Source organism: Acinetobacter sp. 10FS3-1, from assembly GCF_013343215.1.
Classification (GTDB): Bacteria; Pseudomonadota; Gammaproteobacteria; order Pseudomonadales; family Moraxellaceae; genus Acinetobacter; species Acinetobacter lwoffii_C.
Window position 1 is genome coordinate 289,595 of record NZ_CP039144.1, and the last position, 24,803, is coordinate 314,397.

A 24,803-nucleotide genomic window follows, 5' to 3' on the forward strand; every position below is an offset into this window, starting at 1 on the left:
GCTAGATTTAGTGTTTTGTATGCTTAAAGTCTGGGGTGTTAGAAGCACCTTTGGTTCTCTTTTTAGAGGACTGCAACTCTAAGCAGTGCGTAACATAATTGTCTTTTTTTCAAATTAAAGCAAGAAAAATATAATATATTTTGGGTGTTTTTTATACACTCGCAATAGTTCTGTAATAATATAAGAAATAATATCTATAAATGCCTGGAATAAAATAAATTTGATGATTTATATAATAGGTAATTAAGCCACTTAATATATTTTCTATTAGTTTGTAGAAAATTTTTATTAAACAGGCTTTGCATGTCCTAAAGTTACACTCTAAAATGGGTTTAAGTAACGAATTTTGTTTAAAATATAGTTGTGCTGTTAGCCGCGATTGAGATATAGAACAATGAGAATACTTTGCCCTGCGGGGAATGTCTTACACACTGATGCTGCTCTTATAGTAGCTATAGAATTTTTACCGGTTCTAAACACCTCACTCGAACCTATTGATGATAAGCAGATCAGAGTATCTACTGATGCAGATTTCATTGTGTCACCTGATGTTTGGAATGAATGGTCCTATTCACTGGCTTTAGCTACACGCCTGGTCACTCGTATTGTGGGTTTGCCTGGCTTTGATAAGGTTCCAGTGAATGTAGGCACTGACAAGCTTATGGCAATGTTTGGTAGCGATATTGAGACTTTATTCACGGCCCCACTAAGCGAATTACCAGATCGTCTTGAAAAGTTGCACCGCAACTTCGACAAAGAGCTTCATACCAATGTTACGGATGATGTAATTGAAGCCAGTAAGAAAGATGCTTCGGTACTAGGTAGTTCTCGTGAACAGTTGGAAAAAGATGGTCTTTATTCTGATGAATATAACCAGTTTTTTCAGACCACTCCAAAACAATTCTTGCGTGTTGAGCTTTCTGATGCTCCAGGAAAGGTCTTTGACTTGTACTTGCCACATGATGAAGAACAAACCAATTCTTTCTTTGAGATAGTAACTAACTCAGAAATTCAGCTACAACCACATGCAGATGAAAGTGTTGCTGATTTTGTTTCTGATACTGCCACTTTGATTAATTGGTTTAATGATGTATTCAGCTTCTATCGGTTAAAGTTGAAGATTGAAACCTATCGTGAGATCAAGTTTGTTGAAAGAGACAATGAGGAATTTGTTTCACAGATCGAAACCTTTGACGAGATCATTAAAGCAACAAGTGATGAAAATGAATCTAGCAGTGACAAACACTACTTCCTTTTGAATAAAATCTCAGGGATTTTGAACGCTTTTGGATATGAGCAGCAGATTCTACATGCTGTGACTGATATACAGGATTTCGGGCAATCAGACGATGAAACTGGCTACTTTATGCAGCTTGTCTAATCTGGAAATATTGAAGGGGCTTTTAAAGCCCCTTTATTTTTAAACATATTGCTGTGAAACAAAGTCAGCGTAATGTTCCGCTTCAATAAATCGAACAGTACCATCTTCATTCCTTACTTCTACAAACCCTTCTTCATTGACTACAGGCATTTGCATACCACCTAAAGACGATGCACCCATTGTCATAGACGTTAATCGTTGTGCACCACGTACACTATAGTTATTAAGCGTATCGTAACTAGGTATAGGTTCAGCTATTGGAGCTAAGTTTCGGTTCGCCAGTTCTTTTAGTAGGGCATCATCAGCTAAGTGTTTTGCCAGATCGTTATGATCGAACTCACGAGTAGCGTCTACAGCAGTGAAATAATCACTTACTTTGCCTTTTGAGTTAATGATGTTCTGCTTAATCAATGCACTTGGAATTGTGTTGAGATCACCTTCAATAATACGTTGTTGTTCAGCATCATTTAGTTGAGCCAGAATATTCTTGAAATAAACCCCATACTCAAACTTAGCAATAAACTCTAATAAACGTACCTGTACTGCATCCAGGAGAGAAAAAGACACAGGCTTTTGCTTCCGTGATTTTTCATATTTAGGTTCATAAGGTTTTGTTTTAGGATTACGTGGCTTTGGGTTTGTAGCATCTTTAACTGTCATATCTGTTTCCTCATGCCGATAAATTTGCTCGACTTGCAATTGTCATTAATGAATCTATTGATTAGTAATTAAGATTCGTAAGACTGTTTGTATATACAAAAAAAGTTTAAATCAAAATAAGGCATAAGGCAACATCAAAAGGAGAGAAAAAAACGTATATTTTTGTATTTCTTGCAAGGTGTTTTTGATCGCTAGAAACTTGTTTTATAAGGGATAATACTCTTGTATATACTTGAAATACATAGGAATATATATATTGACTTATGCCATGTTTTCGAGGATAATCAAGAATAATTAAATATAGATATAACGGTGATAAAAATGAGCATTTTTAGAACCGCAGAATCATTCGATGTGGTGCGTTATACACCAGATGGTTTGACTAGAGCTGCACATGATAAAGCATTCAATATTCCAACCGTCTTTTTTAATGCGAAAGAAGGTTTGTTTGAGCCTATGCCTATTTTTGAATTTATGCGATATTTGTACGCGAAAAATTCAGATCGGTTCAATGATTATGCACAGCTAAAGCAGCGTGAGGATAAATCTCTAGTTGTATTGCTAAATAACGTGGACATGGGCAAAGCAAATGAAATGATTGCCTTGATCAATGAACTAAGTCTTTCAGCTCAAAAGGCACAACTCTATCTGGCTACTCAGCTTAATAGTGATGCCTTGCTGAAAAGTTTTGAGCAATGGTTGTTAAATTCAGGTGAATATAAGAGCCTACAGCTTAATCATCAGTTAGAAACTTTTGATTCTGCTGAGAATGGTTTGGAGCTTGTGCGCCAGAATGAAAAACTTAAACCAGTTGTTTTGACACGTTTGATCATGAAGTTCAAAGCAGAGGTTATGGGTAACAGCCTTGTTCAGTACATTTAATATCTAAGTACGAGAAAACAAAGTGGAAAAACAAATCGGTGTAGTCAACCCGAATGGATTTCAGCAAATGCCAGACGTAGATATGGGAATCTTAATTTTCTCAGTATCTTCCGGTCTAATTATGGGCTTCCTGGTCATGGCTGTTATTGTTTGGATAATGAAAGGTGCTTTTAACACCCGCACAAATGCAGCAAGTATTATTTCAGCGTTCTTTTTAAGTGGAACTGCATTCATTGTGTTTATTACTGGAATGATGTTTTACTCAAAAGAGATTTGGCTTATGTCGTCTGTGATGCTGTGGACCGCAGTTTATATGGGTTCACTTTGGATTCTACAGCCGGCTTCGTTAGAACAGATGATAGCTAAAACTCGTACAGACGTAGAAAAAATGGAAAAACAACTCGAAAAGCAGAAAAAACAAGATGCTGATCGAGAAGCTAAGGAAGCTGCTAAAGCTGCGCGTAAAGCTGATAAGGCTCGTGCTAAAGGTGTGATTGTTAAAACCCCTGCATCGACTTCTGCGAACTCTACAGATACTAAAAAAGACCTCTCTTGAAGTCTTTTTTTTTGCGCCCTATGAACAGTAGTTTACGTTATTTCTAAAGTAAAAAGATCAAGCCATAAGTAATTGTTTTATATTAGCTTTTGTACACAATGGCGACATTTACAGGACGTTTTTACAATATCTTCTAGGGTCTTTCTTTTTTAAAATGAAACACATACCACTTAATACTAATAGGTTGAGAATAGAACATGAAAGTTAAGATGAAATTGGGTTTGTTAGCAACGGTTTTAGCGTCTGCATCACTTTTAGGTGGCTGTGTTAGTACCACTAAAACAGGTACTTTGGGGTCAGAGCGTAAGCAGTTCCTTTTAATGCCGGCTGCCATTTACCAAGAGCAATCTGTCCAGGCTTATAGCCAGATTATTAATACTGCCAAGTCAAGCCGAAAGGTAGTGACTAACTCTCAGGTGAACCGCGTTACTGCTCGCCTAATCCCGCTTGCAAAACTGTATCGTGAAGATAGTGCACAGTGGAAATGGGAAGTGAACACCATCAAATCAGACGAGCTTAATGCCTTCGCTGTCGCGGGTGGAAAAATCGTCGTTTATACCGGCATTATCGAAAAGCTGAAATTAACTGATGATGAATTGGCAGCAATCATCGGTCACGAAATGGCTCACGCGCTACGTGAACATGGTCGTGAACGTGCAAGCATGCAGATGGTGACTAATCTGGGTCTTAAATACGGCGCAGCAGCAGCCGGTTTAGGGGGTGGTGAACAGCAGATCGCGCAGCTTGTGACTAACTACGGTTTAACGCTTCCTAACTCTCGTAAACATGAATCCGAAGCTGATCTGGTTGGCTTAGAAATCATGGCACGAGCAGGGTATAACCCAAATGCTGCGGTAAACGTCTGGAAGAAGATGGCAGCAGCTACAGGAAATACAGGTAAAGCTACTCAATTCTTGAGTACACACCCGGCTCCGGTTACTCGTATTGAGCAGATTCAAAAAACGATTCCAACAGTGATGCCATACTATGAAGCCTATTACAAAGGCAAGGCTAAAAAATAAAACGCCAGATATAAACTAAGGGAGCAAAAGCTCTCTTTTTTCGTTATTAGGGGTGTAATTTTATTCAGGTTTTTATATCCTTGTATCACGACCATTCGTGTAAGGTTGCTCAGGAAATGAATAACGACAATAACAGAACTACCCACCGGGGTATGATCGTAGTAGATCAGACAGACCGCTTTCTGGTGTCTATCACAGGACATGACAAGCTATATACGCTATTAAAGAGTGATAAGAACTGCGTGTCAGTTTTTGAGCCTTTATCCCGCTTTGAATGTGATGCCAGTTTTAATGATGATAATTACATCCAGATTAATGAGCTGATTCGCTTTGATAACGTACTCAAGATCAAGCATAAGGATTCTATTCTTGCACTACTCGCTACGTTACAAGACAACATGCAGAGCAATATTGCCAATATTGCCCCATTGAACGACTTACAAGCCATCTTTAAGGGTGAGCATATACCGTATTCCGTATATGGCTTTGATAAGCTGCGGTTTGAGTTTTGGATGCTTGATCTGCGTGTGAAAATTGATGAACTGGAACAGTCGGAGCCTGGCAAGAAATGTGAAGCTTTAATCGCCAATCTGGAAAAACGCACTTTCATGTTTGAAAATAATCCAGATCAGCATGAGCGTTATTTGAAGGTATTGGAAAGTTTTAAATCAGGAGAGAAACCTTCTACGGCGAAAGATAGCTTTGATAAGAATAATCGGGTTCTAGTTGCTGAATCAGAAGCACCTAAAGTCGGGGAGTGGGTAGAGTTTCCATTCCTGGCTAAACTAGGCAAAGTTTTGATTAAGACAATTGGTAAGTCATTCCAGTTGTCTGATACCAGTAAGAATGTATCAGAAGCCACGAAAAAGCGTTTAAGTGGAAAGATGGTGTGTTGGGTTGCGATTTACTGGATAAAACTACCACTTATTCCTGTTCGTACCATACCAGTCGCTCCTATTTCTTAAACCACAGTTTTATCTCCTAGTTGTTCAGCAATGTGTGTATATTTAATTTCTTTTGCTTGTAATGAGTTAAAAAACTCTATTACTTTGATTAAGCGATTTGATAGTTCTTTCTTACGATCGAGAAGTTGAAATAGACTCAGTACACCATTTCCGAATCTAGTAATAAGACTAGACTAAATAAAATGGGTAAAAATAATTTATGAATGATGTTTAATGTATATTTATTTCTTATTTATTAATTTTTAATTTATTTTTTATATTAAAAAGGCCCTTTAAAAGAGCTTTTTTCTTAAATATCAACAACTATTACTGATACTAATGAATCACATATTGATAGAAGTTTTTTTGGGTCCTTATGATGTTTTTCCATTACAGCAATACCTCGTAAAAAGGTAAATATTAGTTCTGCTGCATCTTTTGGAGGTAATCTAAGTTCATCAACAAATTTAGGATTAGAAAGTATAAGAGTAATTATTTCTGTCATATCTGTAACGAATGAAGAAATTTTACCTTGAATTAATTCATTGGTTAAATCTATTTCAATTAATATTTTTGTTGTTAAACAACCTTTAGGTTTTTCACCTCCCGTCATATTATCTATAGCAGCTTTAAATAAGCCATTAATAATATCTTTAAGAGTATCACCTACCATATTACTTTCAACGCTTTTTATAAAGCGTTCAATATAAATATCATAAGCTAGTAAGAAAAGTTCATCTTTACCTTTGTACGCATTGTAAAGAGACCCCCGTTGTATTCCAGTCTCTTTTGAAATGTCATTGAGAGAAGTGGCTTGCCATCCATTTTTCCAAAATAGATCGAGTACTGTTCCCAATAATTGCTGTTCATCAAACTTTCTGATTCCAGACATATTTACCTCTTGACTAAAAATTAATCTTTGACAATACTGTCAAGAATGATCTGAGAGATCATTCTTGACAGTATTCTAGTAATTAATGGATTATTTAATAAGGACTGTAAGCACATGTTAGACAATCAAAAACATCAATATTTAAACATTGTAGATCATAACTTTCATAACGGCAAAATTACACTTGAGTTGCTTGAGGCTGCTACTGAAGGTTTTACAAAACCTGCCTTATTCAGAAAATTAGCACCAATAGATCCAAAATTAAAAACTGAAGAGTTCTTTCAGCAAATTGATGGTGATTTACAATTACAGTGGCGTACCAAATCAAGTGACTCTGCCGTTACGATGCGTGGTGAAGATGGGGAGTCCGATTATAATTATGTAACTGGAAAGATCGGGACGGGCAAAGAGTTTCTAGATGACTTATTCTCAAAAAAACTTGATGTTTATTCACATCTTGGCACGATATCTTCTGGATATTCAGATCCATATCCATGGGGAAAGCTTGCTTTTAATAAGGTTAAGGAATCAATCTTCAGTAACTCATGGTTTGACGTCCCTAATTGGGTCGTTACAGGCCACATTTTCCTTGGGAATAGTACACAAGAATATGGTGAGCCTTCTAATGGAGCAGTTGGAAGTGACTGGCATATGTTCCCAACACTTAATATTTTCGTAATGGTTGCCGGTGAAAAAAAATGGTCTACTCGACCACCTGAAATCGGTGATCAATATGAAGATTATGATTTGATGTTCTCTTCAAGTAGTGGCCGAGAAGCACCAGGTGCAGATTTTGAAGCTGACACTTTTACTCTACAGCCAGGCGATGTATTAATAAATCCACCATTTGAGTGGCATAAGGTTTTAAATGCAAAGGGGCTATCAATTGGAGCAGCATTCCGAGTAATCGATAAAACATATTTAAAACAATTAGAAGATCGTAAAAATCTTGATTTAAATCGCGTAGATATTGAAGCTGACTTTGCTAATAACGAAGAGCTTGCCCATTTTCTCACAAGTGTAAGTTATGCATCAAAAGATTTAAAAAGATCTCAAATGCTATTGAATGATATTGAATATGCTTATTTGCGAAAAAAAGGTTCAGTTAATTCAATTGAAATTGGTCATAAATAAATAGATAGATAAATTGTAACATCTCACTTTATCTGTGAGATGTTATTTTCAAAGAAGGAAGACCCCATGAATATTGAAAATAATGTATTTCCACTTACTTCAAAAGAGAAAATTAGATACTCAGATACTGATCGTCAAGGCCACGTTAATAATTCTAATTTTTCAACTTTCTTAGAAACAGGACGTGTGGAACTTTTATATGATCCAAACAAGATAAGCAAACCTCAAACAGCAGAGTTTGTCATTGCTAAGCTCAACATAGAGTATAAAAAAGAAATATTATGGCCAGGCTATATAGAAATATTTACCGCAGTAAAATCAGTAGGCAAAAGCTCTGTAACTCTCCTACAAAGAATATGCCAAAACGATAGTGTTTGTGCAGAAGCTGAAACCATTATTGTACAGGTCTGTAGTATTTCGAAGAAGTCAAAAGTGTTTGATGATGTAGTACTAAGTCAATTAAACAACCTTAAAATTCCGCATTAACCAATTAAATTGTTGATATAAAAGGAACTTATATGGCATTAAAAAATAAATATTTAATTGGAGTTATTTATGGATTGATGGCTTCGATAATTTGGGCAGCCTTTCCAGTCATGACAAGATTTGGAGTAGCTAAATCTAATTTTGATGAATGGGATATGACTTTTATAAGGTTTTTTTTATCTGGTCTTATTGCTATTCCATACTTACTTTTTAAGTTTAAGAGTCAAAATCCGGTAAAAGTGCCTCTACATAGTATTATAATTATGACTATAGGTTTAGGTGCACCTTATATGTATGTGATTTCTTCAGGATTAAAACTTGCACCAGTTGAACAATTTGCAGTCGTGACACCATCAAGTATGATTGCTTTTTCATTGCTATTAAGTATTATATTTTTTAAAACTAAGATACACTTAAATGAATATATTGGTATCTCAATAATTTTATTTGGGGTTCTATTAATAGGTTTTATTTCATTTGGAACATCAAGCTTATATTCATACCTATTTTTCTTGTTGGGTGGTGCAATGTGGGCTGCATACACCGTAGTTTCAAAACATTATTGTAGCTCACCACTTTATGCAACAATGATTGTATCTTTTTATTCTCTTATTTTATATCTTCCCATTTATTTATATAAAAAGTCCTTTGATATTTTTTTTATATCACCAGATATATTAATACCTCAATTAATTTATCAGGGAATATTTGTTTCTATAATTGCTCTTTTTTTCTACAGCCAATCAGTATTAATATTAGGTGCGACAAGTGGTTCCGTATTTGCAGCACTTGTTCCAGCTTTAGCGACTATAACATCTGCATTAACTCTCAATGAATTCCCTGAAATAAGTTCAATTTTAGGTTTATTTATTATCTCAATTGGAATGATGATCACCGTAATAAAATTTAATGGAAATTTAGTATTTAAAAAAACCAATGTTAAAGGAAGGAAAGAAAATGATTAAAACAGCTTTGATAACTGGTGGGATGGGTGGTATTGGTGAGATTGTTGCCAAAAAACTTCATGATGCTGGGTATAGAGTCATAGTGACACACTCATCCAGAAATACTAGAAAAAAAATGTGGCAAGCAGATTGCCTTAAAGCTGGTTATGATTTTATTTGTGTTGAAGTTGATGTTGAGGATATAGAGTCTACTCGGAAAATGGCTAATCATATTGCAGATTTAGGTTATCACGTAGATATTATTATTAATAATGCTGGAATAACTAAAGACATTTCATTCAAAAAGATGACTTATGATGATTGGAACATAGTAATCAGAACCAACCTTGACTCACTCTATAATGTTACAAGTCAATTTATAAATAAAATGATTGAAAAGAATTGGGGAAGAGTCATTAATATCTCTTCAATTAATGGATCTAAGGGTCAATTTGGCCAGACGAATTATGCTGCTTCTAAAGCTGGTGTTATAGGTTTTACTAAATCATTAGCTTTAGAGGTAGCTGATAAAGGGATTACTGTTAATTGCATATCTCCAGGTTATCAAGAAACAGCTATGGTTAATGCCGTAGACCCCTTAATACTTCAACAGATTATTTCCACAATACCTATGAAAAGATTAGGACAACCTAGAGAAATTGCTGATTTAGTATTGTATCTATGTAGTGATACTTCTGAATTCATGACTGGAGCTAATCTACATATTAATGGTGGACAGTATATGGGATGAATGGATTTTTCCATCCTTAAACTGTTTAATTTAATATAGGAAGTTTATATGAATTCGATATTAAAGCAGACTACTTTCGCTAATGATAAAATTAAATTACAACTGTAATTTAGAGCGGCTTTGTTGCACAAACCTACCTCTAAGGGCTTATTCAGCAATATAATTCTCAAATGAATAAGCCCACACCTAAGATTTATCGTGCAACCAATTGGTCATCCTACAATCGCGCTTTGATCAATCGTGGTAAATTAACAATTTGGTTTGATCCGGAAACGCAATGGTATGCGCAGCCAAAAGGTAAACATGGTCGCAATCAAACTTATTCTGATGCTGCTATCCAATGCTGTCTGATGATTAAATCTCTATTCCATCTATCTTTACGTATGGTCAATGGCTTTGTTCAAAGTCTCATTCATCTTTGTAGATTAGATGGACAGCCCCAGATTATTCCACTATTTGTAGAAGACAAAAGCATATTGATATTGCAATTAATTATCAAAAAAGCAGTAATGGTCTCCACCTACTCGTCGATTCTACTGGCTTAAAGTTTTTAGGTGAAGGCGAATGGAAACGTAAAAAACATCAGCCTGAATATCGGCGCCAATGGCGTAAATTACATATTGGTATCGATGCTGAAACCCTTCAAATACGCGCTATTCAGCTCACAAGCAACAATGTGAGTGATTCACAGGTGCTTGGTGATTTACTTGATCAGATTCCATAAGAAGAACAGATAGACTCCGTCTATACTGATGGGGCTTATGACACCAAGCAATGCCATCAGGTAATCGCAGACCGACAAGCGCATGCGGTGATTCCACCAAGAAAAAATGCGAAACCTTGGAAAGATACAAAGATTAGCTCGCTAGAGCGAAATGAATTACTTCGAACCGTTGAACGTTTAGGCAGGACACTATGGAAAAAATGGTCAGGCTATCACCGTCGCAGTTTGGTTGAAACCAAGATGCATTGCATCAAATTATTAGGCGAAAAATTAATGACAAGAAGCTTTCCCAGTCAAGTAAATGAAATTCATGCTCGTGTAGCCGTATTAAATAAATTTACGGAAATTGGCCGACCACATACCCAAGTTATGCCTTAAATTTGAGTGGCTTAGAATAACTCTACCTTTAAAGACTTTATGCAACAAAGCCTCTGACAGTTACCATTTGTCACTATGTTGTTGTGCTATTTTCACAATCTAACAATATAATGTGAATATGCAACACAAATAGAGGGCTTCAAAAATGTCTGATGTTGTTGAAAGACCAAAAGTAGATCGGAAAGCTGTACTCTCCAAAGCCTTATTAAATGCAGCCGATCAGCTCAAGATCAATCAAGCTGATCTTGCCGAGGTGATTGGTGTTCACCGTACTGCAATTAGCAAATTGAAAAAGAAACCTGATCTGGACCCGGATTCTAAAGCCGGAGAATTAGCAGTGTTGTTTATTCGCTTATATCGTGGTGTGTACGCACTCAACGGCGGTAATCAGGATTGGATGCTTCGCTTCCTTAATTCACCTAACAAAGCAACTGGCGGTGTGCCGGCGCAGCAAATCAAGACCGTTCAAGGTCTAGTGCATGTAGTTCAGTATTTAGATGCAATGCCAGGATAAGGATAACGAATGAAAGCTACGGACAGCATTTGGAAAGCATGTCGCGGTGAAGAGCAGATAGTTCCAGTATCAGGTGTACTGTTTCGCATGGTTAAAAAACTGGAACAGATCGCCACCTGGCAAATTGTGGAAAATCTGGGTGAACAGGCTGAACTTGAAGATTTGATCGAAGAAAAGATATCGGCAGTATCAAGCCTACCTAAAGAAGATGAACTACACATTCTGTTAAAAGCACCGTTTCAATATCCACCGTTAGAATGGGGTTCTCGATTTGGGCGTACCCATGAGCCGAGTATTTTTTATGGTGGGTGTAGTGTTGACGCGACATTGGCTGAATTGGCTTACTATCGTTTTGTTTATTTGCAAAATATAGATACTAATTCTGGGGAATCAATGCAGTCACAACATTTGATGTTCTCAGTTGGCTATCAGTCAGAGAAGGGTATTCGATTACAGGACCCGCCATTTGATCAGCACCATGATTTGATTGCGCATCCATCTAATTACAGTCGTGCTCAACAATTAGGTGCTGAAATGCGTGTGGCAGAAGTTGAAGTGTTTGAATACCCATCTTCACGAGCTGCTGATCATGCGCCTTGTGTTGGTATTTTCACACCAGGTAACTTCACTCAAAACTATCCTCTGTCACAGGAAGAGTGGCTAAGTGAGTTGACTAGGGATACCGTGACATTCAAATCAATGGGTAGCCGTCTTGTTAAGACATATTCAATCAGTGATTTTTTTCACAACGGCGAATTTCCAAGACCGGCTTAACCCATAAAAAAAGCACCGATCACCGGTACTTTTTTATTGTCAGGCAGTTGTTCTAGTTAATGTCCATGATCGTCGTGTTCATCAGTATGCGATTGCGGAGCAGAATTACGTTTCTTGTACGATGCCTGGATAGCCAAAGCTTCTTCATACGCTTGGGTTGTAAATAATAGGGATGAATCATACGGCAAACCTTGATCTACCAGACGTTTTGCGTGTGATACAAAAATCGGATGCTCATTGTAATTCGGTACTTTAACCTCTGTTTTAGCAGGGTTTACCGGTGTATTAGAAAATAATTCTGCCATTTTCTCAGCATCAGCCAATACCACTTTTGCTTCTTCTGCATGCAGCCTTTCAATTGCTTCTTTATCCGAGATCACTTCGACACTGCATCCGGCTAATACGGCGCATGTTGCCAAAATCGTAAATATTTTAATCATCTATATATGCCTGACAGGTCATTTGCAGACATTATAGAGTAATTATAAGCAGTTTTAACAGTGCAAAAAGACTGATAATATGATGCGGGTCAGTCGTGTACGACACTTGGAAATTAATAAGAAATGAAGAACGATGCTGCTGTAATCAACGCGGAGCCATCCGTTAGTCGTCTATCTGCTGTATTGCAGAAATTGACAAAGAAGCCTGATGCAGATGAATTTTTTGAAGCGAATATCCGTTCACTTCTGGACCCGGAAATGGACCCTAAAGATATGGGTTTTTTCCAACGTCTAAATACATACCTATATCAGTTTACCCATTACACCAAGTTAATTGACCAAGATATTAAATCCTGGCGAACCAACCAGATTCTTTATCTATTGCTTTATCTGGGTGGCTTAGTTGCGATTCCAGTCTGGTTGCTTGTTCTTGAGATGGCGCAATTCGGGAAAAGTGGTTTGGCAGAAACTTGGACCTTCATGTTCTTGTATAGTCTGGTACTGCTTACCGGTATCACGTTTTCGCACAAGACCCTTAAAAAGATCAAGCTGATCAATGATTCAAGAAAGAAGCTTTTTGATAAAGCTGCTGATGTAATCCGTGCTTGTAAGCAATACAACGTGGCTATGTTTCTGGACAAAAATAATGGAACCACACCAGGTTTTGATAAAGACCTTAATCTGGTACTGCAACTCAGTGATGTTCTGGATACTGAATTTCCTACGATCAGCAAAAGCTACGTTAAATATTTAGTGCAAAATGAGCATTTCGATTATCAGAACCTTGCCGGGATTATTCGTGCACACCACGCGCTCTATACCAACCGAATCAAAACCGATGCTGAACATGCTCAACAACAGCGTGACGAGTATTTCCGATTTGCTGATAAAAATGAGTTAAACAGTAGCTTGGTACGCAATATTGAAGAAGAGATTTTGGAACGTCATATTGACCAGATCAAAAGTCTGCATAAGTTTTACAGCTTACGTCTCCTTGATATGCAAAGTAAGAAGAAAAAAGCCTAATGCCAATTTTTAGGCAATAAAAAAAACCCGCAATTATGGCGGGTTTTTTATTGGGTAAAATATTATTCAGAAATTTAAAAACCAATTTCATAGTAGTTGGTTCCAGTACATCGTAAGGTTGTACCTTTGCCATCTTTGTCCTTGATGCGTAATGTTAGATCATTTAGCTTTGAATCGCTAAACCCGGCAGTAAAAGTATATTGGATAGCCATAGTCATTCCTGATAGGGTTTATTTAGCCTTTTCAGCTTCCAGTTCTTCGGACAATTTCTTGCTTAAAGTCAGGACAGCAAGTTTGCCATTAGGACGTTCATACAGGCGTTTAGTTACACCTTCTGCATTTTCAATCACCAGATTCTTACGACCATAGATTTTGTCTAGTTCTGCAAGTTTCTCAATATCGCTGCTAAGTAAGGCTTTAGTAATCACTGCAATGTCTTGTTCTGTTAGTTCATTATGCTTAACACCATCATTCACAGTGCTCTTCATAGAACTCAAGAAAGCCGTTGCTTGTGCAATAGGAGACATAGGCGGGTTTTTCGCTTGCTGAACAGACCACTCGTTCACTGTTTTGGCAATCTCAGGCGCACCTGTCAGTTCCTCAGTGCTTACCGTTTCCGCTTCTTCCTCAGGTTTAACGGTAGCAGGAGATTTACCACTACGAGCCAGTATTTCTTCATACTCTTTACGCTGTTCAGCCATGATACGCTCACGGCGTTCATCATCCTTAATATAGATTGGGCTAGACCCGAATAAGCCATATTCTTTGATAATTCCACCTACAGTATTATTGTAGAAGTCTTTAACAGCACCCCCACCCATAATAACACCCCAAAGTATTGCGCAAATGATCGCGGGTGCTGCTAGGGCTACAAAGGCAACAATAATCGCTCTAATCGCTTGCATCTTGAAATTCTCTTTAGTACACACATTCTTATAAGTTTTTATTATATTGACTTATGCCATGTTTTGAAATAGATATTTTGTCTTTTTTAGGTTAATATCCTTCACAATTTATCTATAGTTGGAAACCATGAAAACGATTCAGATGATTTGCTACCTCAAGCGTCATGCGTATCGTGATAAATTACAACGTAAGAATTTGATCAATCTGATCTCTCACTGCTGTATGCGTCACCAGGATTCTCTTTTGATGACGACCTACCTAGTGGAAGATTTTAAGGGTGTTCTCACTGGCTTTTGGAATACGATCAACAATCTTAAATATGCTGTAAAAACTGAACTGATCTTTATGATTAGCGAAGATGATGTTCTGGAAGAAATTGAGGTCGCACTTAAAGATTATTTTGTTCCGAATAAACTACCGATCAAAGTCATTTATGTGCCGTACCACGGCGAGCAGAGTGAACAGCTCATTGAGCAGTTTGAGAAGCTGATTTACTGCAATTTTGCGGATACTGGACCGGCTGATGAAAATGGCGAACCACGAATTGATGCAAGCGAGTGTATTAAAGAGCTTGATGCAAGTGGTATGATCGGACACCGAGCAGTACGTTGTAAAATCACACCTGAATTTGATTCGGCAATGTCTGTATATACAGAACGCTTGGACTTGTTAAGCCAAGAAGAAAACGACGAGTTTTTCTTGTCGATTAATGCTTTGTAAGAACTTAAAAAACCTACTGTCAGTGGTTATGAGATAAACATGAAAAAGAGTGTTATAGCCGGTGTTACTGCCGGAGTAATTATTGTTGGAGCCGGTGCATACATTGGCATCCATGAAAGTAAAAAGGACAACCCATCATTTTCTACGAATACCAGCGACAAAAACAAAAAATCAAAATCCGAAATGACTGAGCAGCAGCTCGTATCTGAATACGAAAAGCGCGTGACCAGCTATAACCCAGATATTTACCCAATCCCTAAAAACAATATTGGTCGTCTTGATGCTGATACTGAATGTATTAACGGTCTTGGTGGTAAATCAAAAGGGTTAGGCAAAGGGATTTTTGATGAATCTCTATTTGTGATTATGACCGAAGCCAGTGAGTTTGAAGGCTTCAAAGCGTTTGCTCCTTATTCTCGCGTTACCAATGTTGTAAATGACGTAATTTTTGAAGCTGATGTTGATACCTTTGATCGTCAGGTAATGAACCAACGCTACATGATGGCGGGTGTTCCTTCTAAACGTCACATCATTACCACTGATGGTTTTTTCTATGACAGCTATAGCCACATGCCAGTGAAGGGGGTAGGTTATCCAGTTGGCTACCTGATCTCACAAGCGGGTTTATATACCGGTACTGCATTGATCAATGACCAGTGCGATAAAGACTTGGGTAAACGCAAGTATGAATGGCAGAAGATTGATATTAGTGATAAGCCGATCTCATATATCACTACAACCATTCCAACGACCCAAACCGTGATTTCACCTTATGGCATGTTCTCCTATACGATCAGCAGCTACCTGTATTTACCGAATACTACAGGCGAATACATTGCTAGTAATATTAAGCTGCTACAGAAGTTTAATCGCAATGACCGCTATCCAAAAGGCTCGTATATCTATATTCCAAAGAATATCGAAGTCTACAAAGAAGTAATGATGCAAGACCTGAATGAGTACACTGCAATCGAAAACTTCAACATGGATGAATATGTCACCCAGGTTGCGAAGGTGTCAGGTGTGGACCCAAAAGTGGTGAGTATGATTGAGACAAATTCAGGGAATATGACGTTGTACGTTCCGCGCCACAAATTCGATCAAACTGAATTACCAAATGCTTCACCGATTCTGAAAAAAGATGGCAAGTATTATCCGATGGCTTGGACATTACCTAACAAAACCGACATTAACTATAAAAAAGGTGTTGGCGATTTAGCGTATATGAACAAGACGGCGCACGATCACACTGTTCATGCCATGAAATCTTCTTTCCAGGGATTGCAGTTAAGCAATAACACCTTGACTGATGGTGCAACGAAAGAAATGGCTGAATCTCGACAGGCTCTATATGACCGCCGAGTGAGGGAAATAGAAAAAATGTTTGGTCCAGAGTTTAAGGATATTCCACCTGAATTACTGGCAGACTTAAAAGACCCAAGTAAAGGTTTGACCATTACCGGTAACTAATTTTATTAGGTTAAAGTGTATTTATGGGGCTTCTACGGAAGCCCTTTTCTTTGTAAATTATTTGGAATTAAAGTATGCTGTATACCACCTAAACTTTAGGTTGATTGCTCTAATTGAAATATGGCATAAGTCAATTTGTATGTTTTTTTTTAACAATATAAATATATGTATTTTATGTATTTTTTATTTTAAAACATGGGTAAAGTCACTTTGTTCTTTACACGGTTTTTAACACTTAAAAATTATACTGTGCTATATTCAGAACTTAGCAAAAAAAACAAATTGAAGGACACTTTATGCCTCCCTCTAAAGTGACAAAAACAGTTCAAGCTTTTCAGGTCGATTCTAGCTTTGACAAGATTCAAAAACATTGTGAAGCGACCCATAAGCAGTTGAGCCGGTTTATCAGTCATCAGTTTGATGATCTATTGCGAAAAGGTGAAGGTAAATGGACAGTAAGCGTGGACCAATTTAGTGAATTAATCTCTAAAGAATCCAAGCAGAATATTTGTCGTTTCCGTTTGCGTGAGGATGTAAACAAGCGTGTTGATGCGTTTGCAGCAAATACTTCGCGCAAGAAAAGCCTGTTTCTGAGTTTTTTGCTGTACCAGGTTGCAGTTCAGTTGGAACATGGTAATAAAAGGCGGATTGTGAAAAAGCGTGACGAATAGATGGCTTAGTGGGAACAATTGCCTTGTCCTCACATTCTACTCGCATATACGCGGGTGGTTTTAAAGCATGTAAGATTCTGGGTAGTGGTGGTGTGATGGAAAGAATAGCTCCTGGTTCACATGATACGCACTTATATAGCGTTGAAGAGTTCCTTGCGGATACTGTCAGCGTTGATAAGGGATACGGCAGTGAACTGTTTGATGCGATCAATACGCTCACTGGTTTTACTTCGTATGATCAGTCTAAAGGTGTGCAGTATTACTTTCAGGGTGAATTGCATCCTTATCATCGTGCGTGTACTTATCAGCCATTAGTACGTTCTATCAATGAAGACATCAAAGCGATTTTTGCAGGGATGGAGCTTTCCGACCCGAAAAAATTGAGCCGTAAGTTCTCGTGGTGGGATAAACTGTTGTGCAATCACACGCAAGCTGAATCAGATTACTTACAGGGCGTAAAAGATATTCGTTGCCACAAAGTCTTGATGGAGCGTAATGCGAAGCAGCTACTTGAAGCATTAACCGCTTTACGTTCAATTGAGAAAGAGTTGTCTACGGCGTTACCATTCTTAAAGCAATTAATTGACCAGGGTTTTACCTTCGTTCAAAAGCAACAAGAGAACCCGGAGCCGGTTTATGAACGTCATGTAGATCGTTTTAATCGCCAGTTGCAAAATGCAGTCGCATTTCAGTCAATGGCAATGATGAATGCTAAACAAATTGAGCAATATATTGATGTAGCCCAAGCTACATTAGATCGCGCCACCGAAGTTAGCACTTTATTGATTCCGATTTGGCAAACTGTGTATCACAATCAAAATTCTGAACACCATGTCGATAAAGCTAATTTGGAAGAAATAGCGGTATTGCATGAAAGAGTGATTGAAAGCCTAAAAAGCTTGTAAAATTTAAGTAAATTTACATGGAGTATTTCACCCATGCAGTTAGTAAACCTAGATAACACACAGATGCTTCTTGCATCTTTACAACGTATTGGAAATCAAGATTTATTGGGGCTTCCTATACAATCCACTGCAAATATTGAACGTGCGATTGCACTGGCTTGTGACTTATTTGGTTCGGATAAAGCAGTAATGGCTACGGCGCATGAGAAACTTGCGCTGATGATCGACAGCTACCCGAAATCTGTTCAAGAATATACAGCGACCATTCGCCAAGTGAAGGCTCACGAGCTGACCAATCTAATCAATGGTTATAACGATAAGCTGTATAACCTGTTAAAGCTGCAAGCCAATTTCAATCTGAATATTTTTTATAAAAAGTCTATCGAAGAAATACTGTCTGCCAGTGTCGATTTTCTGGAAGAAAGTAAGGTTCTTCTGGCTGATGAACATGAAGTATTGCTGCGTAACTTCATTCGAGTAAAACGGATTCACGACCAGATCAAGCTCCGCTATACCGGAATCAAGGAACGCGCCCAGATTTTAAATGATGCCGGTATAAAGCTGTCTGTTATTCAATCTGTATGTCAGCTTTACCATCAAACCGCGCTCAACCAGATTATATTGCTTGAGCCAAATAAACTTGAGCATGTCGAAGATTTGAATTACCTGAATTTTGTGGTTGCTACCGCAGATCGTGTTTTAACGCTGATTAATCCGGCTCATAAACGCATTGTGGAAGTGGTGGCATGGTTCAGAGCAATTAACGATAACCAGAAGATTGCTTTAGAGATCATGCAAGCACACGAGAAGTACCTGGTAACAGCCCAAGCCCATGCTGTGTGCTAATCCAATAAAATTAATTCGGGAAATAAATTAGAAATGAACCATACTAATCAAGTAGTAGCTACTGAAATCGACAACAAAGATATTGATTCAGCTTTAAAGGCAATCGAAGAATCAAAAGGTATTACCCGAAATCAAATTTTGGGTCCAACAGTAGACACTTTATCGACCCCGGAAACGATTGCACGTATCCATGCAATTAAATCAAAACTGGACGGCAATCTATCATCCAATGAAGTTAGTCTGTTTGGCTTGGAGATTGGTGAAAAGACCAATACCTATACCAAAGATATGTTATCCGAAGTCCAAAGCAATGACCTGGAAACTTTGGGTACTGGTCTGACAAATCTCGTGCTTTCTACCCAGAAGCATAGCCAGAATGCTTTAATGTTCCGTGAGCGCAACCAGAAAAGCAGTATTCCGTTGATCGGTAAGCTGATTGACCGATACCGTGAGAAGAAGGAAGAAAACAAGATCATGTTTGCTACGGTTAAGCAGAACATTGATGAAATGGTTGATAATCTGAATGTACGTCAGAATGCGATTATTAAGCGCAATGACGAGCTAGAAAATATGTACAACGGCGTTCTTGAGACAGCTCAGGAGATTGGTCTATACATCATTTCCGCACAGCTTCGTTTAGCCGAGCTGAAAGCTGAACTGGTGGTACTCAGTAATCGTAATTTGGACAACTCAGACAAGTTTCTGGTTCAGGAAATTTTCGACAAAAATGCAGCCGTAAACTCACTGGAAAAACGCATTGATGATATGTACCTGTTGCAGCAAGCTCAATTCTTGACCCTGCCACAGATTCGCGTGATTCAGCAGAACAACCGCGATCTTACTGATAAGTTCAATGTGGTGAAGTCGATTACGATTCCTACCTGGAAGAACAGCTACGCTATGGCGATCTCGCTGCAAGATCAGCAAAATAATATCGAGCTGATCAATCAGGTGGACGACCATACCAACCAATTGCTGAAAAACCTGGCAGATCAGTTGCAGCAAAACTCTATCGCTACAGCCAAAGCCAATAACCGCAATGCCATTGATGTAGAGACTATTGAGCATGTACAGCAAAAATTGGTTGAAACAGTTGAGGAAGTTATCAAAATTCAACAGCAAGGCATTATCGAAAACCGTAAAGCAATTTTGCGTCTGAATAAGAATAAAGGTTTTACTGATGCGATTATGCTGAACCAGGAAAGCAAACTTCCAAAAGGTATTCTGGCCCTGGAAGTAGGTGGAAGCAAAGAAAAATGAGACGCGACCGGCTGACCCAAAGAGTATTAGAGCAGTACCGCAATGAAGATTTGAATGAGCATTACGAAAAGAGCCGTAAATACTTTATCAATATCTTCATATTGGCGTTATTCATTGGGTTTATCGCCTTATTTATTGTAGTTCAAAACCATTACAGCATCTATCTCAACTATGCCAAGTATGACTTGGCACGTTATGAAAATATGGTGGATGAATCTGTTACCGGTGAATACGAATCTGTAAAAGGGGAAGCTGCTCTATCGAAATGGGAGCAATATAAGAAAATAGTTCGCACCAGTGCTTTACCAATAACTGACCAGAACTACATTCTTGCTCAAAAAGCCTTGCTCTTGGATTTGCCAGAAAACGAAGAGCTGAACAAGCTGTCATCTTATTTTGAGTATGAAGTTAAAACGGATGATCTGGACTATGTAAACGTAGATCATAACGTCTTGAACCGTTTTGTTTTTCACTACTCACCATATAACGGCACAGATAAAAAAATGTTCGTGAAACTTCAAGCGGAGCTTTTCGACAAAATGGCAACTAAGATTGTGCGTGAGAACTATGTAAATCTGTTTTTATACAACACATCGGTTCTGCTAGATCAGTACAATAGGCCAGTTCACCGGTTTCTACCGTTTGGGGTGATTTACCTCATTATGTTTGGCTTTTGTTTTGCAGTGTTCTATGGCGTATGCAACAACTTGGCTGCCAGGTACGAAGCCTATCATTAGGATGCAGTACCAAAGATACGAAAAAGCCCGGATGGGGCTTTTTTTACGTCTCCGGTAAAATGCACGTCCGATACTAAAAAAGAGCTGTCAGCGTAAATTAGGAAGCAAGAGGGTGGTTTTCTAACGCATGGTTGGCATATCCGACTACGTTACCATCCAAAGTGGCCGGATAAGTATTCCATTTGATGCAGTGATCGTCTGCATACCATTTCACTTCTACTAAGCCTGTAGATTCATATTCTTCATGGACCAGGGCTTCAAGTTCATCAAAGTGTTTAATCTCACGTATTGTTCATTGAATCTTCAAGTAATTGTCGATGCCAATGGAAAAGAATTGAAGTGTTGTTATTGTCGGTTGCGATCATAAGTATTCCCTAGAGCCGTCTGTTCTAAGGTCTGTTTTCAGTCTACTTTTCTTTAGGCAAAAAAAAACTGCGTAAGCACTTCTAATACTGACGCAGTACCTATTCTTCATAGGTTGTAAAATATCGGTAAGCGAGAATGGACGTTCTCATGTGCTTACAGTGTGTACAGTCATTATAAGCATTTTTTCTCAGGAATCTATACTTTTTTTAAATTATTTTTATTTTTCTCGTATTTTTTTTGATTTCTCAATTATTAACTATTTGTTACCGATTTAACGGAAATTCATTCTCTATTAAATAAATCATATAGCTCTGCGGATATTATTGTAGGTAAGGTTATTTTAAGAGTTTTTAGTGTATAAAAACTACTCAAAATTAAGGGGGAAAGGAGATGTTTGTTGAAAAAATGTGTTGCAAGCCTATGTTTAATAGAGGGTTCAAGGCGGTGTAATGACAAGTGAAGTACATACATTTTTTTCACATAAATTTTGATAGTTTTTGTAATTATACCTTGTTTTTTTAGTTTAAGACCTTTTGCAAATATTATAATGACATAGAGTATTTATTTTATTTCAATGAAGTTATTTAAAATATTTTTATTATTAAATAATTTTAATTTATTTTAATAATCATAAAAAGACTATTATATCTTTAATTGTTTTTAAGTATAAAAAATAAATGGTTTTTCGTGATCTTTAAAACATGCCCGAACATGCCAGAGCTAGGGGCTAATTCCATATCTTTCTTTATATAACAAATACTTAGCTTTTATTTTTTGAGTTTTGCATACGTGTTCACACACCAGAAATAGCATTAAAACCCTCTAGGTTGACCTATGCCATGAATGGGTTTTTATATAGTATTTTTTGATTTGTTGCTTTTAGCTCATATTAAACAGCTTTTTTAAGTTGATTAATTGAATTGGTATTAACCCATTTATTTGTATTAAGGGTGTATATAAATACACCCTGGCATTAAAAACTATAAAAATAGAAAAATATTTATTTTATAGGTATGAATCGCTGCAAGGCTTGTGAATCAAGCGTTGCAGGGGGGAGGTGTTCAAACTTTTGCCCTAAAAGTTGTCAGACAGTTGCTACAGATTTTTTGAGAGTTTAGATACAAGATGCGATAAATATTCCGCTAAAAGTGCTTAAAAAAATAGGCAAAAACTGAAATATTTTACGATGTTGCTAGGCGATTTAAGCTGCTATCCTTCAACCCAGATTGAACGTCTTGCGCGTTTAATCTGTATTAATCATGGTAAAGCGTTTTGCTAAAAATTGAAGGAACAGATTTGTCTTTCCTCCGTATGAAATACAAATCTGTTTAAGTACAGACTTCAATTCAGGAAGCTTCCGCTTCCTTTTTTAATGCCTGGTATTTGGGCGAATCAATCAACCAAATCGGTTTTTAATACTCTCATTTTCACTTAAAAGAAATAGATTTCTGCACACTAGGGAGCCGGACTAATCTGATCTCAGTTCAGGACCCAAAACTTACGGTTTACCATATTAAATGCGAAGCAGAAATCAGGAGTAAATGCTTGTGCTTTTGCTGTAATAAGCGTAATTTAATAACAACTCATTTTACTTCCTCTAACTGTGAGTAAAAAAGTTAGAGTTAGATTAAAATTTATATCAAAAGTCAGCTTGTCTGACTTTTACTCTATTTAATAGTGTGGTAAATTCATTGCTCAAATTATTTACACACAGCGTCACAATTGAGAGATTGGACATTACCTGTTTAATTGGTGAGTGATGCTTTAAGGTCGGCTATAGCTGACCTTTATTCTTCTTAAAAGTTTCCAAATTTAGCTTGTACTTAAATTCTAGCGACTTAACTCCATATATAGTACAAACTTCAAAAAGTCGATATACCATGTATACCGGCTTTTATTTTTTCTATATACTTTGTATCTTAAATTGGTTTCATGCCTGATTTATCAACCAGAATAGACCTCTATAATCAGTCGCTTGATGTAGAGATTGAATCTGGTTATTTCGCTAAACGTCTTTTAGTTTTAACAGATTCTAAATTACGTTCAAAGGTCGCTATGCGACCTTTATTTTTTATATTCAAAATTCTTCCAGATCAGTTATAATTCAAATATCCAAAGCCTTTAAACGGATTTGGCTGTAATTTAACTTTCAGTTTATTTAAGGTTCATTGAATAGTTTGATTGCTCAAGGGTCAGCTTCGGTTGACCCTTTTTCTTTTCATTTTTTTAATACATCTTGCCATTCCAGACACCAGGGCAAAGAATATGAAAATGAATATATTTCTTTTTGGTATAAGTTGTTATTGTATTTCAACTTACTAACTATTTTTTGCGTGAGTAGACGCAAATCAAAAGATCGGAATTAGCTGGCCTTTATTCTTTCTAGGTAGGGTATTGCTTTGATACTGGAAATGGTTTATTTTACCCGCAACTTAATATCAATAGTATCAAGCTACTTTGATTAATGAGTTCCGCGAGGGTTCGCGGTTACATGGCTTTTTTTAAGGTATTTGTAGGTACATATACTCCTGTTTTGTATATGTTGAAGCTATGTATCAAAGATCGCATGTTGCGGTCTTTTTTTATTTTAAATTTATAAAAAAATTAGTTTAAACGGTTGTATATTGGATATTAATTTTATATATTGAGTACCAGTCATAGACAAATATAAACTATTAGCATTCTGCTAGGTTTTTATTTAATACAAATCAGAAACAATCAAAGGTCAGCTTCCTATGCTGACCTTTATTCTTTCTGCCAGATTATTTTATATATTCTTAATTTTTATATTAAAAATAAGTAATTTTTAATTGTGTTCAATGCCTATATTTGCTATTTTAAATTCCATACACATAGTATGAGAGCTGTGTATATCGGACAATTTGTTTGTATAAGAACAATCTAGGACTTATAAAAACAATGCGTTTATTCAAAGAATGCGAAAAGGGTTTTTGTAGTCTTATTCTATTAACAATAGTTTGTGGTGTCTTTAATGACACTATTGAATAAACACCGTTAATTTAATTGAAATCAAATAACCTAAATGGGTTATCAGCGCATTAAAAAATTTCTCATATTTTTTATCAAAGGCTAAGTTATTAAACTTAGCCTTTAATCTTTGTTCTGTATTGTCACTATTTGCAACATAATTCTGTTCGAAATTCGTGCTAGTATTTATTTCAACATGATTATCTAATCATTGTTAAAAACTGATATTTTTCGTTTTTATCAAAGTCTATGGTTTGAGTTTAAATCATGGAATTTATTCTATATAATACCGGTTAGTTAGATCGCACAGCAGGTTTAATGAAAATCGCTATTTCTTTGGGATGATGGAAGCATTCTAAACGAATGGCGTATTTGTTACGGTAGCCATTAAATTGACTATTAACGCTTAATATCAATGCACGTAAA

The 24,803-nt window shown here is 37.0% G+C and carries 24 protein-coding genes and 1 pseudogene; 20 read left to right on the top strand and 5 right to left on the bottom strand.

Going from position 1 to position 24,803, the window contains the following annotated elements; genetic code table 11:
• Positions 1-394: 394 nt before the first annotated feature.
• Complete coding sequence (locus E5Y90_RS15420; RefSeq protein WP_163146374.1) at positions 395-1,381, top strand: hypothetical protein; 987 nt, start codon at positions 395-397, stop codon at positions 1,379-1,381.
• Between the two features lie 39 nt (positions 1,382-1,420).
• On the opposite strand, the gene E5Y90_RS15425 is transcribed toward E5Y90_RS15420, so the two are convergent.
• A complete protein-coding gene (locus tag E5Y90_RS15425) occupies positions 1,421-2,041 on the bottom strand; it encodes a hypothetical protein (protein WP_163146375.1) in 621 nt (206 codons plus the stop codon).
• Between the two features lie 312 nt (positions 2,042-2,353).
• On the opposite strand from E5Y90_RS15425, the gene E5Y90_RS15430 reads away from it, so the two are divergent.
• The 4 genes from E5Y90_RS15430 to E5Y90_RS15445 all read left to right on the top strand — a co-directional run bounded on the left by E5Y90_RS15430 (position 2,354) and on the right by E5Y90_RS15445 (position 5,466).
• Positions 2,354-2,923, top strand: coding sequence for a hypothetical protein (locus E5Y90_RS15430; protein WP_217485947.1), 570 nt, complete (start codon positions 2,354-2,356; stop codon positions 2,921-2,923).
• Positions 2,924-2,945: 22 nt separating this feature from the next.
• Positions 2,946-3,479, top strand: a complete 534-nt coding sequence (locus E5Y90_RS15435) for a hypothetical protein (protein WP_163146377.1) — start codon at positions 2,946-2,948, stop codon at positions 3,477-3,479.
• A 197-nt stretch (positions 3,480-3,676) separates the two neighbouring features.
• On the top strand, positions 3,677-4,501 hold the full coding sequence (locus tag E5Y90_RS15440; RefSeq protein ID WP_228723997.1) for a M48 family metallopeptidase: 825 nt from the start codon (positions 3,677-3,679) through the stop codon (positions 4,499-4,501).
• Positions 4,502-4,617: 116 nt separating this feature from the next.
• Positions 4,618-5,466, top strand: a complete 849-nt coding sequence (locus E5Y90_RS15445; protein WP_163146378.1) for a hypothetical protein — start codon at positions 4,618-4,620, stop codon at positions 5,464-5,466.
• Positions 5,467-5,755: 289 nt separating this feature from the next.
• On the opposite strand, the gene E5Y90_RS15450 is transcribed toward E5Y90_RS15445, so the two are convergent.
• Complete coding sequence (locus E5Y90_RS15450; protein ID WP_163146379.1) at positions 5,756-6,337, bottom strand: TetR/AcrR family transcriptional regulator; 582 nt, start codon at positions 6,335-6,337, stop codon at positions 5,756-5,758.
• Positions 6,338-6,451: 114 nt separating this feature from the next.
• Between E5Y90_RS15450 and E5Y90_RS15455 the strand changes: the two genes are divergently transcribed.
• From E5Y90_RS15455 to E5Y90_RS15485, 7 genes and pseudogenes are all read left to right on the top strand, one after another.
• Positions 6,452-7,471 (top strand): hypothetical protein, encoded by a 1,020-nt coding sequence (locus tag E5Y90_RS15455; RefSeq protein WP_163146380.1) that lies wholly within the window; start codon positions 6,452-6,454, stop codon positions 7,469-7,471.
• 66 nt (positions 7,472-7,537) lie between these two features.
• Positions 7,538-7,957: an acyl-CoA thioesterase gene (locus E5Y90_RS15460; RefSeq protein ID WP_163146381.1), complete on the top strand. Its 420-nt coding sequence runs from the start codon at positions 7,538-7,540 to the stop codon at positions 7,955-7,957.
• 32 nt (positions 7,958-7,989) lie between these two features.
• Complete coding sequence (locus E5Y90_RS15465) at positions 7,990-8,922, top strand: DMT family transporter (RefSeq protein ID WP_163146382.1); 933 nt, start codon at positions 7,990-7,992, stop codon at positions 8,920-8,922.
• Complete coding sequence (phbB, locus tag E5Y90_RS15470) at positions 8,915-9,652, top strand: acetoacetyl-CoA reductase (RefSeq protein ID WP_163146383.1); 738 nt, start codon at positions 8,915-8,917, stop codon at positions 9,650-9,652. Before E5Y90_RS15465 ends, phbB begins: the two co-directional genes overlap by 8 nt.
• 170 nt (positions 9,653-9,822) lie before the next feature.
• Positions 9,823-10,754: pseudogene (locus E5Y90_RS15475) on the top strand (IS5 family transposase).
• 145 nt (positions 10,755-10,899) lie between these two features.
• On the top strand, positions 10,900-11,268 hold the full coding sequence (locus E5Y90_RS15480) for an MbcA/ParS/Xre antitoxin family protein (protein WP_163146384.1): 369 nt from the start codon (positions 10,900-10,902) through the stop codon (positions 11,266-11,268).
• A 9-nt stretch (positions 11,269-11,277) separates the two neighbouring features.
• Entirely contained in the window at positions 11,278-12,042 is a 765-nt protein-coding gene (locus tag E5Y90_RS15485) for an RES family NAD+ phosphorylase (RefSeq protein ID WP_163146385.1), read from the top strand.
• Between the two features lie 56 nt (positions 12,043-12,098).
• On the opposite strand, the gene E5Y90_RS15490 is transcribed toward E5Y90_RS15485, so the two are convergent.
• Positions 12,099-12,482, bottom strand: a complete 384-nt coding sequence (locus E5Y90_RS15490) for a hypothetical protein (protein ID WP_163146386.1) — start codon at positions 12,480-12,482, stop codon at positions 12,099-12,101.
• A gap of 123 nt (positions 12,483-12,605) precedes the next feature.
• On the opposite strand from E5Y90_RS15490, the gene E5Y90_RS15495 reads away from it, so the two are divergent.
• Positions 12,606-13,508: a hypothetical protein gene (locus E5Y90_RS15495; RefSeq protein ID WP_163146387.1), complete on the top strand. Its 903-nt coding sequence runs from the start codon at positions 12,606-12,608 to the stop codon at positions 13,506-13,508.
• Between the two features lie 74 nt (positions 13,509-13,582).
• Here the strand turns inward: E5Y90_RS15495 and E5Y90_RS15500 are convergent, their stop codons facing one another.
• Together E5Y90_RS15500 and E5Y90_RS15505 are read right to left on the bottom strand one after the other, a co-directional pair.
• The gene (locus E5Y90_RS15500; protein ID WP_163146388.1) at positions 13,583-13,720 is read right to left on the bottom strand and encodes a hypothetical protein; all 138 of its coding nucleotides are present in this window, start codon (positions 13,718-13,720) and stop codon (positions 13,583-13,585) included.
• A gap of 18 nt (positions 13,721-13,738) precedes the next feature.
• The gene (locus E5Y90_RS15505; protein ID WP_163146389.1) at positions 13,739-14,413 is read right to left on the bottom strand and encodes a hypothetical protein; all 675 of its coding nucleotides are present in this window, start codon (positions 14,411-14,413) and stop codon (positions 13,739-13,741) included.
• A gap of 127 nt (positions 14,414-14,540) precedes the next feature.
• Between E5Y90_RS15505 and E5Y90_RS15510 the strand changes: the two genes are divergently transcribed.
• The 7 genes from E5Y90_RS15510 (at position 14,541) to E5Y90_RS15540 (ending at position 21,023) form a co-directional block, all read left to right on the top strand.
• Positions 14,541-15,134 carry a hypothetical protein gene (locus E5Y90_RS15510; protein ID WP_163146390.1) on the top strand — a complete coding sequence of 198 codons (594 nt, stop codon included), beginning with the start codon at positions 14,541-14,543 and terminating at the stop codon, positions 15,132-15,134.
• A 39-nt stretch (positions 15,135-15,173) separates the two neighbouring features.
• Complete coding sequence (locus tag E5Y90_RS15515; RefSeq protein ID WP_163146391.1) at positions 15,174-16,604, top strand: hypothetical protein; 1,431 nt, start codon at positions 15,174-15,176, stop codon at positions 16,602-16,604.
• Between the two features lie 296 nt (positions 16,605-16,900).
• Complete coding sequence (locus E5Y90_RS15520) at positions 16,901-17,275, top strand: hypothetical protein (protein WP_163146392.1); 375 nt, start codon at positions 16,901-16,903, stop codon at positions 17,273-17,275.
• Between the two features lie 23 nt (positions 17,276-17,298).
• Complete coding sequence (locus E5Y90_RS15525; protein WP_174660639.1) at positions 17,299-18,180, top strand: hypothetical protein; 882 nt, start codon at positions 17,299-17,301, stop codon at positions 18,178-18,180.
• A 33-nt stretch (positions 18,181-18,213) separates the two neighbouring features.
• Positions 18,214-19,026 carry a hypothetical protein gene (locus E5Y90_RS15530; RefSeq protein WP_163146394.1) on the top strand — a complete coding sequence of 271 codons (813 nt, stop codon included), beginning with the start codon at positions 18,214-18,216 and terminating at the stop codon, positions 19,024-19,026.
• A gap of 33 nt (positions 19,027-19,059) precedes the next feature.
• Positions 19,060-20,286, top strand: a complete 1,227-nt coding sequence (locus E5Y90_RS15535; protein ID WP_163146395.1) for a toxic anion resistance protein — start codon at positions 19,060-19,062, stop codon at positions 20,284-20,286.
• Positions 20,283-21,023 (top strand): hypothetical protein, encoded by a 741-nt coding sequence (locus E5Y90_RS15540; protein ID WP_163146396.1) that lies wholly within the window; start codon positions 20,283-20,285, stop codon positions 21,021-21,023. The genes E5Y90_RS15535 and E5Y90_RS15540 overlap by 4 nt, the downstream gene beginning before the upstream one ends.
• The last annotated feature ends 3,780 nt before the right edge of the window (positions 21,024-24,803 follow it).

Coding starts and splice junctions, on each gene's coding strand:
- E5Y90_RS15420 (WP_163146374.1), top strand. CDS start 395: ATGAGAATACTTTGCCCTGCGGGGAATGTCTTACACACTGATGCTGCT.
- E5Y90_RS15425 (WP_163146375.1), bottom strand. CDS start 2,041: ATGACAGTTAAAGATGCTACAAACCCAAAGCCACGTAATCCTAAAACA.
- E5Y90_RS15440 (WP_228723997.1), top strand. CDS start 3,677: ATGAAAGTTAAGATGAAATTGGGTTTGTTAGCAACGGTTTTAGCGTCT.
- E5Y90_RS15445 (WP_163146378.1), top strand. CDS start 4,618: ATGAATAACGACAATAACAGAACTACCCACCGGGGTATGATCGTAGTA.
- E5Y90_RS15450 (WP_163146379.1), bottom strand. CDS start 6,337: ATGTCTGGAATCAGAAAGTTTGATGAACAGCAATTATTGGGAACAGTA.
- E5Y90_RS15455 (WP_163146380.1), top strand. CDS start 6,452: ATGTTAGACAATCAAAAACATCAATATTTAAACATTGTAGATCATAAC.
- E5Y90_RS15460 (WP_163146381.1), top strand. CDS start 7,538: ATGAATATTGAAAATAATGTATTTCCACTTACTTCAAAAGAGAAAATT.
- E5Y90_RS15465 (WP_163146382.1), top strand. CDS start 7,990: ATGGCATTAAAAAATAAATATTTAATTGGAGTTATTTATGGATTGATG.
- phbB (WP_163146383.1), top strand. CDS start 8,915: ATGATTAAAACAGCTTTGATAACTGGTGGGATGGGTGGTATTGGTGAG.
- E5Y90_RS15480 (WP_163146384.1), top strand. CDS start 10,900: ATGTCTGATGTTGTTGAAAGACCAAAAGTAGATCGGAAAGCTGTACTC.
- E5Y90_RS15485 (WP_163146385.1), top strand. CDS start 11,278: ATGAAAGCTACGGACAGCATTTGGAAAGCATGTCGCGGTGAAGAGCAG.
- E5Y90_RS15490 (WP_163146386.1), bottom strand. CDS start 12,482: ATGATTAAAATATTTACGATTTTGGCAACATGCGCCGTATTAGCCGGA.
- E5Y90_RS15495 (WP_163146387.1), top strand. CDS start 12,606: ATGAAGAACGATGCTGCTGTAATCAACGCGGAGCCATCCGTTAGTCGT.
- E5Y90_RS15500 (WP_163146388.1), bottom strand. CDS start 13,720: ATGGCTATCCAATATACTTTTACTGCCGGGTTTAGCGATTCAAAGCTA.
- E5Y90_RS15505 (WP_163146389.1), bottom strand. CDS start 14,413: ATGCAAGCGATTAGAGCGATTATTGTTGCCTTTGTAGCCCTAGCAGCA.
- E5Y90_RS15510 (WP_163146390.1), top strand. CDS start 14,541: ATGAAAACGATTCAGATGATTTGCTACCTCAAGCGTCATGCGTATCGT.
- E5Y90_RS15515 (WP_163146391.1), top strand. CDS start 15,174: ATGAAAAAGAGTGTTATAGCCGGTGTTACTGCCGGAGTAATTATTGTT.
- E5Y90_RS15520 (WP_163146392.1), top strand. CDS start 16,901: ATGCCTCCCTCTAAAGTGACAAAAACAGTTCAAGCTTTTCAGGTCGAT.
- E5Y90_RS15530 (WP_163146394.1), top strand. CDS start 18,214: ATGCAGTTAGTAAACCTAGATAACACACAGATGCTTCTTGCATCTTTA.
- E5Y90_RS15535 (WP_163146395.1), top strand. CDS start 19,060: ATGAACCATACTAATCAAGTAGTAGCTACTGAAATCGACAACAAAGAT.
- E5Y90_RS15540 (WP_163146396.1), top strand. CDS start 20,283: ATGAGACGCGACCGGCTGACCCAAAGAGTATTAGAGCAGTACCGCAAT.